This window comes from Saccharothrix sp. ST-888 (assembly GCF_000955975.1).
In the GTDB taxonomy this organism is placed as follows: domain Bacteria; phylum Actinomycetota; class Actinomycetes; order Streptomycetales; family Streptomycetaceae; genus Kitasatospora.
On the sequence record NZ_JYJF01000028.1, the window covers coordinates 36,613 to 50,268 of the forward strand.

The window sequence follows — 13,656 nt, forward strand, 5'->3', positions numbered from 1 at the left end:
CGCCTCCCCCTCGGGCTGTCCGGCCCCTGGGATAACCGCTGCACCGGCGTCGGGGGCCTGTGGCATGCTCCCCGGTGTGGAGCAGATATCGATCAGTCCCGTCTTCGTCGGCCGCGGTACCGAGACCACCGTGCTCGACGCGGCGCTGCGCCGGGCGGAGGCGGGGGAGCCGCAGACCGTCCTGATCGGCGGCGAGGCGGGGGTCGGCAAGACCAGGCTGGTGGAGGAGTTCCTGGCGGCCGCCTGCGGCGGGGCCGGGGGGAGCGTGGTCACCACGCTCGGCGGCTGCCTGGAGGTCGGTGCCGAGGGCCTGCCGTACGCGCCGCTGGCCACCGCGCTGCGCCGTCTGCACCGAGCGCTCGGTGCCGAACTCGAACGGGCCGCCGAGGGCATGGAGGGCCATCTGGCGCGGCTGCTGCCGGAGTTCGGCGAGACCGGCACCGAGCCCAACGACGAGTTCGGCCGGGCCCGGCTCTTCGAGCACACCGCCCGGCTGTTCGAACGCCTCACCGCCGACCGGACGCTGGTGCTGGCCGTCGAGGACCTGCACTGGTCCGACCGCTCCACCCGTGAACTGCTCGCCTATCTGGTCCGCACCCTGCACCGCTCCCGGGTCCTGATCATCGCCACCTACCGCAGCGACGACCTGCACCGCCGCCACCCGCTGCGCCCCTTCCTGGCCGAACTCGACCGGCTGCGCACCATCCAGCGGCTGGAACTGGCCAGATTCGGGCCGCACGAGGTCGCCGCACAGCTGGCGGGCATCCTCGGCAGCGAGAGCGCCGAGACCCTGGACCGCGACCTGATCGACCGGATCCACCGCCGCTCCGAGGGCAACCCGTTCTTCATCGAGGAGCTCGCCACCGCGTACCTGGACGGCAGCCCCGCCGGGCTGACCGACTCGCTCCGCGACATCCTGCTGGTCCGGGTCGAGGCGCTGCCGGACGAGACCCAGCGGGTGGTCAGAATCGCCGCCGAAGGCGGCTCCTACGTCGAACACGCACTGCTGTCCGCCGTCCTGGACGAGGGCGAGGAGACGCTGATCGAGGCGCTGCGCACCGCGGTCGGCGCCAATGTGCTGCGCCCGGACACCGACGGCGAGGGCTACCGGTTCCGGCACGCCCTGGTCCGCGAGGCGGTCTCCGACGACCTGCTGCCCGGCGAGCGCTACCGGATCAACCGCCGCTACGCCACCGCGCTGGAGGCCGACGAGCTCCTGGTCGGCTGCGAGAAGCGCCCGGCCAGGCTGGCCAACTACTGGTACCACGCGCACAATCCGGCGCGGGCCCTGCCGACCGCGCTGGACGCCGCCAGGGCGGCCCGCCGCCGCAACGCCTTCGCCGAGCAACTGCGCATGCTGGAGCGGGCCCTGGAGCTCTGGGACGAGGTCTCCGAGGAGGTGCTGGAGAGTACCCTGCGCCCGTACGACTGGGCCGAGACCTACCCCTCGTGCAGCTGCGACCCGGGCACCCACGACTCCGGGTGCGACCGGCTCCGGCTGGTGGACGTCTTCGCCGAGGCCGTGGTGGCCGCCCACCGCGCCGGGGACCGCGAACGCGGGTTGAGCCTGGCCAAGACGGCCCTGAAGCTGGTCGACGAGGAGCAGAGCCCGGAGCGGGCGGCCTGGTTCAGGATGCACCGCTCACGACTGCTCACCCAGCTGCACCGCAGCGGCGGCGACGAGGAGATCGAGCGCGCCCAGCGGCTGGTGGAGAACCTGCGCCCGTCGGCCGTACGGGCGGAGGTGTTCGCGCTGGCCGCCGCGCACGCGATGCTGGGCCGCCCGACGGAGGCGGACATCGGGCTCGCCGAGCAGGCCGTGGAGATCGCCAGAGCGGCCGGCGCGGCCGGGGTGGAGCAGCACGCCCGGATGACGCTGGGCGGCCTGCACGCACACTTCGGCAACCTGGACGAGGGTGTCGCACTCCTGACCGACGCGGTCGAGAAGTCCCGCAAGCTGGGCGCCGACGTGTACTGCCGGGGCCTGAACAACCTGGCCAGCCAGCTGCTCGGGCTCGGCCGTCCCGCCGAGGCCGAGCAGCTGGCCAGGCAGGGTCTGGAGGCGGCCGGCAGCACCGGTCTGCTGGCCAACACCGGGGCGATCCTGACCGGCAACCTGGCCGAGGCGCTGATGCTGCTCGGCCGTCCCGCCGAGGCCGCCGAACTGCTGGCCGCCTGGGACGACCGGCTCGGTTCGGTCGGGCACCACGAGTTCCTGGACCGGCTGCGCGGCGAGCTGGCCCTGAGCCGGGGCGAACTGGACTCCGCCGCCAGGTACCTGGCCAAGGCCAGGTCCACGGCCAGGTCCGTGGACTCGCAGCACGCGCTGCCCACCGCCCGGCTGGCGATGCGGATCGCCGCTCGGACCGGCCGCCCGCTGGAGGCCAGGGCCGAGCTGCTGGCCGTCCTGGACGCCAGTGTCGAGCGGTACGCGGCCGCGTCCGGGCAGCTCCTGGACGGCGGTGCGGGCCGGCTGCTGCCGGTGCTGGTCGACGGGACGGCGATCGAGGCCGACACCAGGGGCCTGCCCGCAGCGGCAGGGGGCCGGCCCGAGGCGCTCGCCAGGATCGCCGCCACGGCCGCCCGGCTCCGGCCCGGGATCGCGCTGCACATCGGCTGGCTGCGACTCCTGGAGGGGGAGTTGGCCCGGGCACAGGGAACGGACACCCCGGCGCACTGGGCGGCCGCGATCGAGGTGCTGCGCGGGGACGGTCCCAGCGAGCCGCTGCTGCTCGCCCTGTACCGGGGCGGCGAGGCGGCGGCCGCCGCCGGACAGCGGGCGGTGGCGGCCGGGCTGCTGCGCGAGGCGTGCGAGCTGGCGGTGGCCCGCGGTGACCGCCAACTGGAGTGGGAGATCGCAAGGTTGGCGGATCGAGCCGGGCTCGCCCCGGAGCTCCGCCAGGTCGAACGGGCAGCCGGTGCGACCGAACGCGGATCCGACCCGGCGGGGCGGCGGCCCGATCCGGCCGAGACCTTCGGCCTCACCCCGCGCGAGCGGGACGTGCTGCGGCAGCTCGCGCTGGGCCGCACCAACCGGCAGATCGCGCAGGAGCTGTACATCTCGCCCAAGACCGCCAGCGTGCACGTCTCCAACATCCTGGCCAAGCTGGAGGTCGCCTCGCGGGGTGAGGCGGCGGCCCTCGCACACCGCCTCCGGCTCTTCGCCGACCAGGAGTTGGTGCCCGCAGGGGCGTAGCCCCGGTGGGCCGTGCGCCCCGGTCGTGCGCCGCTGCCAACCGGGGCGATCCCCCTGAGAACGGGGCACATCACCACGCACAGGCCATTACTCTAAGTTGAGTGTGCGTGTCATTGAGTGACCGAAGTGGTGTAGTGTCCCGGGTGGGAACACCGGTACGGCGTAGCGGAACGGCTCCGTCCGACGCCCCGGTGGGTACCGGAACCAGCCTGCGGGGATGCTGCAGTGACGTGGCGTCAGACCACTTCACGCGGTGGCACGGCCGAGGCCCGGGTGCGTGCACGCCCCGGGCCGGAGGGGGAGATGTCGAGTGAACTCCACCGATGCGGTGCTGCCCGCCGCGCCCCCGGCCGACCACGGAGGCCGCTGCGGCGACGACCCCCTCGGCGGCGCGCAGGGTGAGGGCGCGCGCGGCGACGACACCCGCGGCCGGCTCCCCGGCGCCGTCCTGATCACGCTCTGTCTGGGCTATGCGGTCGGCGCCGCCCTCGGCTGGGGCTCTCCCCAACTGGCGCGTTTCATGGGTGACTTCGGGCTGGCCGGAGCGGCGCTGGCGGCCTCGCTGTCGTGTCTGCTGCACGGCTGCACGGTGGGCGGACCGTCCCGGCCGGCCTGGCTGCTGTTCGGCCTCTCCTCCTCGATGGTGGCCTTCGGCAACGGCACCTGGGGCTGGTACGAGGTGGTGCTGTGCACCGCCCTCCCCCCGGACTCCGCCGCCGAGTACGCCTTTCTGCTCTTCGCCCCGCTGGCGATCACCGGCGTGGTGGTGCTCGCGCAGCGCCCGAGGACGGCGGCCGGCTGGCTCTGCCTGCTGCTGGACGGCTGGCTGGTGGCGAGTTCACTGTTCACGCTCAGCTGGAGCCTGGCCCTCGGCCGGGTGGCGGCGGGGGAGGGCGACTCCCCGCTCCGGCTCGCCCTGGGCCTCGCCTACCCGGTACTGGACATCCTGCTGGTCAGCCTGGTGATGGGCCTGCGCTTCCGGGGCCGGGACGGCAACCGGGCGGCCGTGCACACCGCGATGGTCGCGCTGGCCGTCACGGTGGTCTGCGACGCCCTGTTCACCTCGCCCGAGCTGCGCAGCAGCTACCACTCCGGCGAGCTGCTGGACGCGGGCTGGTTCGCCGGCAGCGTGCTGCTCGCCTGGGCGCCCTGGTCGCCCGACCGCAGTCGCCCGCACCGGGAGCACCCGTCCACCGGCGGCGCCCCGCGCCGCCGGGTGGCCACCACCTTCAGCGCGCTCACCCCGTACGTGGCGGCGGCGGTCTGCGTCGCGGGCATCGTCTACAACGCCATGGGCGGCCGGCCGCTGGACCGCGTGATGATCGTCTCGGCCTCGACCTTCGGCCTGGTCCTGCTGGTGCGCCAGGGGGTGATGCTGCTGGACAACCTCTCGCTGGCGCAGGAGCTCGCCCAGAAGGAGGCGCACTTCCGCTCCCTGGTGCAGGGCTCCAGCGACGTCATCATGATCGCGGACGCCAACGGCGTGCTCTCGTACGTCAGTCCGGCCACCCTCACGGTCTACAGCCGCGATCCCGAGGAGCTGGTAGGCGGCAATCTGCTCAACCTGGTCCATCCGGGTGACGTGGACCGGGTGCTCGGCGAGGTCAGGCGACTGATGGTCCGTCACTCGGGCCGGCGCGGCGCCGACGCGGCCGGTACCGAGCCCTCGGCCCGGGTGGAGTGCCGGATCCGCTCCGGTGACGGCCACTGGCTGCACGTGGAGTCCACCGTCAACCGCTACCGGGACGGGTTGATCCTCAACAGCCGGGACGTCACCGAAAGGGTGATACTGCAGGCCCAGCTGCACCACAACGCCTTCCACGACCCGCTCACCGACCTGCCCAACCGCGCGCTGTTCGCGCAGCGGGTCCGGGCCGCCCTCGGTGAGCGCCCCGGCGCCCGTCCGGGCGAGTGGCCTGCCGAGGGCGCCCGCGAGCACCCCGAGTCCGCCGAGCCCACCGTGGCCGTGCTCTTCCTCGACCTGGACGGCTTCAAGGCGGTCAACGACACCTCGGGCCACCAGGTCGGCGACGAACTGCTGGTCCAGGCCGCCCGCCGGCTCCAGGGCGCGGTGCGGGCCGGGGACACGGTGGCCAGGTTCGGCGGTGACGAGTTCGCCGCCCTGGTCTGCGGGCGGCTGGGCCGCTCCCAGGTCCACGACCTGGCCGAGCGGGTCCGGGCCGCGCTCTCCGAGCCGTACTGGATCGGCGGCGCCGAACTCGGCGTGGCCGCCAGCATCGGCATCGCCTTCGGCCCGCGCGGCCAGGCGCGTGCCGCCGGTACGGCAGAAGCGGACCCCAAGGCCGCCACCGACGAGCTGATGCGCAACGCGGACCTGGCGATGTACCGGGCGAAGTCCGAGGGAAAGGGCCGGGTGGTGCTCTACACCGCGGCCATGCGGGCCGAGCTGGACCGCAGGGCGGAGCTGGAGGAGCGGCTTCGGCTGGCCGTCCGGGAGGGCAGTTTCACCCTGCTCCACCAGCCCGTGGTCGACCTCGTCACCGGCGCGGTCACGGCGGTCGAGGCACAGGCCCGATGGCGCTCGGCCCAGGGCCTGGTGCTCACCCCGGCGGAGTTCCTGCGCACCGCCGAACAGGGCGACGCGGCGACCCGGTTCGCCCGCTGGATGCTCCAGGAGGCCGTCATCACGGCCGCCGCCCGCCGCCAGGCCGTCGGCGCACCGCACGCCGTTCCGGTCACCGTACGGCTGAGCGCCGAGCGGCTCTGTGCGCCCGGCGTCTACGAGACCATCGCCGGCGTCCTCAGGGAGACCGGGCTGCCCACCGAGCAGCTGGTGATCGAGCTGGCCAGGACGGGGCCGGACAGCGGGGCGGACGAGATCGGCCGCCGGCTGGCCGCGCTGCGCCTGCTCGGGGTGTCGACCTCGGTCGCCGGGTTCGGGGCGGGCGGCGGCTCGCTGGGGGCGCTGGCCCGGCTCCCGTTCGACGCGCTCAAACTGGACCGCAGCCTGGTCCAGGACCTCGCCGAGTCCACCCTCACCAGAGCACTGGCCGGGCACGCGCTGCGGATCGGCCGGGACCTAGGTCTGGTCACCACGGCGGAGGGGGTGGACCAGCCCCGCCAGGTCACGGTGCTCCAGGAGCTGGGCTGCCGCCAGGGCCAGGGCCTGGCCTTCGCGCAGCCGCTGGACGAGCACCGGCTGCGCCGGGCGCTGGCCCGCCGGGTCTACCCGCTGCCGCGGCCGGTCGGCTCGCTCTCGGCGCGGCGCGCGTACCTCGCCGGGGACACCCGATCGGGTGGCCGCGCTGAGCCGGGCGGGGGACGGGTCGTGCACCATCACGCCGCCCTGGACCTGCCCGAACGCCGTGCGGTGCCAGGGTCCTGCACCGGTCCGAACGCCGGTCCGCATAGCGAGACGGCCGTCCCACCCACTTGACACCCAGCACCGCCGAGGAGGAAGGTCGGTCCCATGCGCACCCGAATTCTCGTACTTGGCAGGCGCGTCGGCTGAGCGGACCACGGAGTCCCGCTCGTGAGAGACCGACGCGCCACCCCTCGCATGCCCTGGGCACGAGGGGTTTTTTGTTGCACTGACACTGCTCGACCACCGCAAGAACACTGGCTTCTATCCCCGCAAATCGGGACGATTGAGGCAGAGCCGGAGACCGGCCCACCAGCACGGTGACCCTCCTGGATCGCCAGGGGACGCCGGGGCCGACAGAACCCGAGAAGAGACAGGCAGATGACTGAGCACGCCGCATCCCCCCGCCGCGGGGACAACCCGGCCGCCCATGCTCCGGGACCCCAGGCTGTTGTTGAGACGATGACCGGCGCGCAGTCGCTCATCCGCTCGCTGGAGGCCGTGGGCGCGGACACCGTCTTCGGTATCCCGGGCGGGGCCATCCTTCCCGCGTACGACCCGCTGATGGACTCCAGCAAGGTGCGCCACATCCTGGTCCGCCACGAGCAGGGCGCCGGGCACGCCGCCACCGGCTACGCCCAGGCGACCGGCAAGGTCGGCGTCTGCATGGCCACCTCGGGGCCGGGCGCCACCAACCTGGTCACCCCGATCGCCGACGCCTACATGGACTCCGTCGCGATGGTCGCGATCACCGGCCAGGTCTCCTCCAAGGCGATCGGCACCGACGCCTTCCAGGAGGCGGACATCTGCGGCATCACCATGCCGATCACCAAGCACAACTTCCTGGTCACCGACCCGGCCGAGATCCCCCGGGTGATCGCCGAGGCCTTCCACATCGCCGCCACCGGCCGTCCTGGCCCGGTCCTGGTCGACATCGCCAAGGACGCCCTGCAGGCCACCACCACCTTCCGCTGGCCGGTGGAGACCTCGCTGCCCGGCTACCGCCCGGTCACCAAGCCGCACGCCAAGCAGATCCGCGAGGCCGCGAAGCTGCTGGTGGGCGCCAAGCGCCCGGTGCTGTACGTCGGCGGCGGCGTGCTGAAGGCGCAGGCCAGCGCCGAGCTGCGGATCCTCGCCGAGCTGACCGGCGCGCCGGTGGTCACCACGCTGATGGCGCTGGGCGTCTTCCCGGACAGCCACCCGCAGCACCTGGGCATGCCCGGGATGCACGGCAGCGTCCCCGCGGTCACCGCGCTGCAGAAGGCCGACCTGCTGTTCACCCTCGGTGCGCGCTTCGACGACCGGGTCACCGGCAAGCTGGACAGCTTCGCGCCGTACGCCAAGGTCGTGCACGCCGACATCGACCCGGCCGAGATCGGCAAGAACCGCCCGGCCGACGTGCCGATCGTCGGTGACGCCCGCGAGGTGCTGGCCGACCTGATCGTGGCCGTCCAGGCCGAGTTCGACGCCGGGCACCGGGGCGACTACGCGGACTGGTGGGTCAAGCTCAACGAGTGGAAGAAGACCTACCCGATCGGCTACGAGCCCGCCCCCGCCGGTGAGCTCTCCCCGCAGCAGGTGATCGAGCGGATCGGCCGGATCGTCGGCTCCGACGCGATCTACGCCGCGGGTGTCGGCCAGCACCAGATGTGGGCCTCGCAGTTCATCACCTACGAGAAGCCGGCCAGCTGGCTCAACTCCGGCGGCGCGGGCACCATGGGCTACGCCGTCCCGGCCGCGATGGGCGCCAAGGCGGGCAGGCCGGAGGCGGTGGTCTGGGCGATCGACGGCGACGGCTGCTTCCAGATGACCAATCAGGAACTGGCCACCTGTGCGCTGAACAACATCCCGATCAAGGTCGCGATCATCAACAACGGTTCGCTGGGCATGGTCCGTCAGTGGCAGACCCTGTTCTACAACCAGCGCTACTCCAACACCGTGCTGCACGCGGGCCCGGAGCACGACGGCATCTCGCCGCCGGCCCAGGGCACCCGGGTCCCGGACTTCGTCCTGCTCTCCGAGGCGATGGGCTGCGTCGGCCTGCGCTGTGAGCGCCCCGAGGACCTGGACGCGGTGATCGAGCAGGCGATGGAGATCAACGACCGCCCGGTGGTGATCGACTTCATCGTCCACCAGGACGCCATGGTCTGGCCGATGGTCGCGGCAGGCACCAGCAACGACGAGATCCAGTTCGCCCGGGGCGTGCGCCCCGACTTCGGCGACGACCTCGACTGACCGCCCTCCCGTCTCCCACCCCCACCCGTGTCGGGTCCGGCCCCGCCGGAGCCCCTCTTGAGTCGACCCGATAGAGAGCTCATGACCACCATGTCCAAGCACACCCTCTCCGTCCTGGTCGAGAACAAGCCCGGCGTGCTGGCCCGCATCGCCGCCCTGTTCTCCCGTCGGGGTTTCAACATCGACTCCCTCGCCGTCGGCCCGACCGAGCACCCGGACATCTCCCGGATGACCATCGTGGTCAACGTCGAGGACCTTCCGCTGGAGCAGGTCACCAAGCAGCTGAACAAGCTGATCAACGTGATAAAGATCGTCGAGCTGGACCAGACCCAGGCCGTCCAGCGGGAGTTGGTCCTGGTCAAGGTCCGCGCGGATGCCGAGACCCGCTCGCAGATCGTCGAGATCGTGCAGCTGTTCCGGGCCAAGACCGTCGACGTCTCGCCGGACGCGGTGACCATCGAGGCCACCGGCAGCTCCGACAAGCTGGAGGCGATGCTCAAGATGCTGGAGCCGTACGGCATCAAGGAGCTCGTGCAGTCCGGCCTGGTGGCGATCGGGCGCGGTGCCCGGTCGATCACCGACCGCTCGCTGCGCGCCCTGGACCGCTCCGCGTAGGACGGCCTCCCCGGCCTCCGGCCGGGGGGACCCCCGGCGCGCGACGCCGTCCGCTGTCTCACCCCCTGAAGCACTGCCCCACACCCCGCCGGGTCCAACTACGGTAGGAATCGCAGTACCCGGCACCACCACCACGCAAGGAGATGTGCCCCCGTGGCCGAGCTGTTCTACGAAGACGACGCCGACCTGTCCATCATCCAGGGCCGCAAGGTCGCGGTCATCGGCTACGGCAGCCAGGGCCACGCCCACGCGCTGTCCCTGCGCGACTCGGGCGTGGACGTCCGCGTCGGTCTGCTGGAGGGCTCCAAGTCCCGTGCCAAGGCGGAGCAGGCGGGCCTGCGCGTCACCACCCCGTCCGAGGCCGCGGCCGAGGCCGACGTCATCATGATCCTGGTGCCGGACCCGATCCAGGCCGACGTCTACAAGGAGGCCATCGAGCCGAACCTGAAGGCGGGCGACGCCCTCTTCTTCGGCCACGGCCTGAACATCCGCTTCGGCTTCATCAAGCCCCCGGCCGACGTCGACGTCTGCATGGTCGCCCCGAAGGGCCCGGGCCACCTGGTCCGCCGCCAGTACGAGGAGGGCCGCGGCGTTCCGTGCATCGTGGCCGTCGAGCAGGACTCCACCGGTGGCGGCTTCGACCTGGCCCTGTCGTACGCCAAGGGCATCGGCGGCACCAAGGCCGGCGTCATCAAGACCACCTTCACCGAGGAGACCGAGACCGACCTGTTCGGTGAGCAGGCCGTCCTCTGCGGTGGCACCGCCGCCCTGGTCAAGGCCGGTTTCGAGACCCTGGTCGAGGCCGGCTACCAGCCGGAGATCGCCTACTTCGAGTGCCTGCACGAGCTGAAGCTCATCGTCGACCTGATGTACGAGGGCGGCCTGGAGAAGATGCGCTGGTCGGTCTCCGAGACCGCCGAGTGGGGCGACTACGTCACCGGCCCCCGCATCATCACCGACGTCACCAAGGCCGAGATGAAGAAGGTCCTCGCGGAGATCCAGGACGGCACCTTCGCCAACACCTGGATCGCCGAGTACAAGGCGGGCCTGCCGAAGTACAACGAGTACAAGAACGCGGACTCCGAGCACCTGCTGGAGACCACCGGCAAGAAGCTGCGCAAGCTGATGAGCTGGGTCGACGAGGAGGCGTAACTGCCTTGTACAACCAGGCTGCTCCCGTCCGGGTGATTTCGCCGGACGGGAGCAGCCCGGCACCCAGGCCGTCGATAGACTTCGGAGTGCGCGTCAGGCCCACAGCGTCGTGCGTCTAGCTACGCGGCATGCCACCTTCCCCTCGACCGGGCACGCCACCTCCGTGCCGGGGGAACCGGACAGTTAAGGACACACACTGTCGTGAGCACTGTGACATCTAAGAGCGCTGTCGTACTGATCGCCGAAGAGCTGTCCCCGGCCACCGTCGACGCACTGGGCCCGGACTTCGAGATCCGCCACTGCAACGGCGGGGACCGCACCGAACTGCTGACCGCCATCACGGACGTGGACGCCATCCTGATCCGCAGCGCCACCAGGGTGGACGCCGAGGCGCTGGCCGCCGCGAAGAAGCTCAAGGTCGTCGCCCGCGCCGGGGTCGGCCTGGACAACGTGGACGTCTCCGCCGCCACCAAGGCCGGCGTGATGGTCGTCAACGCCCCGACCTCCAACATCGTCACCGCCGCCGAACTCGCCTGCGGCCTGCTGATCTCCGTCGCCCGCAACATCGCGCCGGCCAACGCCGCGCTGAAGCAGGGCGAGTGGAAGCGCAACAAGTACACCGGCGTCGAGCTCTCCGAGAAGGTGCTCGGCGTGGTCGGCCTCGGCCGGATCGGCGTGCTGGTCGCCCAGCGGATGTCCGCCTTCGGGATGAAGATCGTCGCGTACGACCCCTACATCCAGGCCGCCCGCGCCGCCCAGATGGGCGTCAAGCTGGTCACCCTCGAAGAGCTGCTCCAGGTCTCGGACTTCATCACGGTCCACCTGCCCAAGACCCCGGAGACCATCGGCCTGATCGGCGACGAGGCGCTGCACAAGGTCAAGCCGACCGTCCGCATCGTCAACGCCGCGCGCGGCGGCATCGTGGACGAGGCCGCGCTGGTCAGCGCGCTGCGTGACGGCCGGGTGGCCGGTGCGGGCCTGGACGTCTACGCCAAGGAGCCGTGCACCGACTCGCCGCTGTTCGCCTTCGACAACGTGGTGGCCACCCCGCACCTCGGTGCCTCCACCGACGAGGCGCAGGAGAAGGCCGGTATCGCGGTGGCCAAGTCGGTCCGCCTCGCGCTGGCCGGCGAGCTGGTGCCGGACGCGGTCAACGTCCAGGGCGGCGTGATCGCCGAGGACGTCCGCCCGGGTCTGCCGCTGGCCGAGAAGCTGGGCCGGATCTTCACCGCACTGGCCGGCGAGGTGGCCGTCCGGCTCGACGTCGAGGTGCGCGGCGAGATCACCCAGCACGACGTCAAGGTGCTCGAACTCTCCGCGCTGAAGGGCGTGTTCGAGGACGTCGTGGCTGAGACGGTGTCCTACGTCAACGCCCCGCTGTTCGCCCAGGAGCGCGGTGTGGAGGTCCGGCTGACCACCTCCAGCGAGAGCCCCGAGCACCGCAATGTGATCACCGTGCGCGGCACCCTGGCCGACGGCAGCGAGACCGCCATCTCCGGCACCCTCTCCGGTCCGAAGCAGACCCAGAAGATCGTCGGCGTGGACGCCTTCGACGTGGACGTGGCGCTCACCGACCACATGGCCTTCTTCAAGTACGAGGACCGCCCCGGCGTGGTCGGCACCCTCGGCCGGATCCTCGGCGACGCCGGGATCAACATCGCGGGCATGCAGGTCGCCCGGGACGGCGGCTGCGCGCTGGCCTCGATCACCGTGGACACCGAGGTGTCCCAGGAGGTGCTGGCCGAGATCTCCGGTGCGATCGGCGCCCGGTTCGCGCGGTCGGTCAACCTCGGCTGACACCCGTTCGGCTGATTCCTTTTCGACAGCCCTCTCCGCCTGTTGTGCTGATTGTGCAACAGGACCGGGGAGGGCTGTCGGCTTCTCAGGGACGCCCTCTACAGTCATGTCGAACGATCGCACCACCCAGAGGGGAATCCCACATGAGCGACGGTTTCGGTGGCCTGTTCGGCATCGCCCAGCAGCTGCTCGGCGGCGCACCGCAGCAGGGCCACGGGGAGCAGCACGACAACTTCCTGCAGGGCCTGAGCCAGCGGCTGCTGGACGGTCACGAGCCGGTGCAGAACGGTGTGACCTACGAGATCGACGAGAAGTTCTTCTCGCCCACCCACGACTTCTGGATCAAGCGCGGCGGTGAGCGCGTCTTCCAGGTGGACGAGCGGATGTTCAGCTTCAGCGGTGTCATCGCCCTGCAGGACGTGGACGGCAACGAGCTGTACCGGATCTCCGAGAAGATCATGACGCTCCGTGACATCCGCTACATCCAGCGTGGTGAGCAGCGGATCGCGACCGTCAAGAAGGCCCTGTTCTCGCCGCTGGTCTACAAGTTCACCGTGACCTTCGAGAACGGTGCCGAGCTGCACGTCACCGGCAACATCACCGACCACCAGTACGCCATCACCTACGGCGAGCAGGAGGTCGCGCACATCGACCGCAAGTGGTCGCTGCTGAGCGAGCACTACGGCGTCACCATCGTCCCCGGCCAGGACGACGCGCTGCTGCTCACCATCGCGGCCTGCGCCGAGGCCATGGTGCTGGACGACTGATCCTCCGCCCGTCGGCAAGGGGTCGGACCGCCACGGTCCGGCCCCTTGTGCGCGTTCTGGGTGCGCGTCCCAGGTGAACGTCGTCTCAGATACTAGGAAATCCAACTATTCGTGCAGACAGCGCCCCGCCGGCGTCGTACCGTGAAAGAGCCGCACGATCGGCCGCCCCCGACAAGCGGGGAGCTGGGCCCGTGCGCGCCGTACGCAGACCGGCAGGCGATCCCTGTCCGGCGTGTGCCGTCCCGCCGCCCGCCGCCACCCCTCCAGCGGCGTGCCGCGCGCGGGCCTCCCCTGAGTCCTCCTGAATCCCCGGCGCGCCGGTGCGCGTGCCCCCCGCCCAAGGAGTCCGGTATGCCCCCCACCGCAGACCGCCACGCCGCCCCGACCGACGCCGTCCGCCCGCCGCGCCGCCGGCGCCGCGCGGAGCCCGACCCGCACGCCGCCGCCGCGCTCCAGCGCGCCCTGGACCGCCGCGACAACGGCGGGGCCACCGGCCACCTCTGAGACACGCCGACCCGGCCCCGAGGTTGGGCCGAAAGCCTGACGGTGCATCACTCACAGGAGTGCACTCC

At 71.7% G+C, this 13,656-nt stretch carries 8 protein-coding genes; all 8 read left to right on the forward strand.

From position 1 onward, the window contains the following. Positions 1–76: 76 nt before the first annotated feature. The 8 genes from UK12_RS12435 to UK12_RS39615 all read left to right on the forward strand — a co-directional run bounded on the left by UK12_RS12435 (position 77) and on the right by UK12_RS39615 (position 13,588). A complete protein-coding gene (locus UK12_RS12435; protein ID WP_197084790.1) occupies positions 77–3,196 on the forward strand; it encodes a helix-turn-helix transcriptional regulator in 3,120 nt (1,039 codons plus the stop codon). 310 nt (positions 3,197–3,506) lie between these two features. Next, positions 3,507–6,593 carry a putative bifunctional diguanylate cyclase/phosphodiesterase gene (locus UK12_RS12440; protein WP_197084791.1) on the forward strand — a complete coding sequence of 1,029 codons (3,087 nt, stop codon included), beginning with the start codon at positions 3,507–3,509 and terminating at the stop codon, positions 6,591–6,593. Positions 6,594–6,980: 387 nt separating this feature from the next. Beyond that, positions 6,981–8,753, forward strand: a complete 1,773-nt coding sequence (locus tag UK12_RS12445) for an acetolactate synthase large subunit (protein ID WP_231591167.1) — start codon at positions 6,981–6,983, stop codon at positions 8,751–8,753. A gap of 90 nt (positions 8,754–8,843) precedes the next feature. Next, entirely contained in the window at positions 8,844–9,368 is a 525-nt protein-coding gene (ilvN, locus tag UK12_RS12450; RefSeq protein WP_045302966.1) for an acetolactate synthase small subunit, read from the forward strand. A gap of 153 nt (positions 9,369–9,521) precedes the next feature. After that, complete coding sequence (gene ilvC, locus UK12_RS12455) at positions 9,522–10,520, forward strand: ketol-acid reductoisomerase (RefSeq protein WP_045302936.1); 999 nt, start codon at positions 9,522–9,524, stop codon at positions 10,518–10,520. Between the two features lie 201 nt (positions 10,521–10,721). Next, positions 10,722–12,317 (forward strand): phosphoglycerate dehydrogenase, encoded by a 1,596-nt coding sequence (serA, locus tag UK12_RS12460; RefSeq protein WP_197084792.1) that lies wholly within the window; start codon positions 10,722–10,724, stop codon positions 12,315–12,317. 143 nt (positions 12,318–12,460) lie between these two features. Next, entirely contained in the window at positions 12,461–13,084 is a 624-nt protein-coding gene (locus UK12_RS12465) for an LURP-one-related/scramblase family protein (RefSeq protein ID WP_052681827.1), read from the forward strand. Positions 13,085–13,435: 351 nt separating this feature from the next. After that, positions 13,436–13,588, forward strand: coding sequence for a hypothetical protein (locus UK12_RS39615; protein WP_156178684.1), 153 nt, complete (start codon positions 13,436–13,438; stop codon positions 13,586–13,588). Positions 13,589–13,656 lie beyond the last annotated feature (68 nt).

Bases quoted from the DNA above. Each gene is read 5' to 3' on its own strand.
- UK12_RS39615 (WP_156178684.1), top strand. From the start codon at position 13,436: ATGCCCCCCACCGCAGACCGCCACGCCGCCCCGACCGACGCCGTCCGC.
- UK12_RS12445 (WP_231591167.1), top strand. From the start codon at position 6,981: ATGACCGGCGCGCAGTCGCTCATCCGCTCGCTGGAGGCCGTGGGCGCG.
- UK12_RS12465 (WP_052681827.1), top strand. From the start codon at position 12,461: ATGAGCGACGGTTTCGGTGGCCTGTTCGGCATCGCCCAGCAGCTGCTC.
- ilvN (WP_045302966.1), top strand. From the start codon at position 8,844: ATGTCCAAGCACACCCTCTCCGTCCTGGTCGAGAACAAGCCCGGCGTG.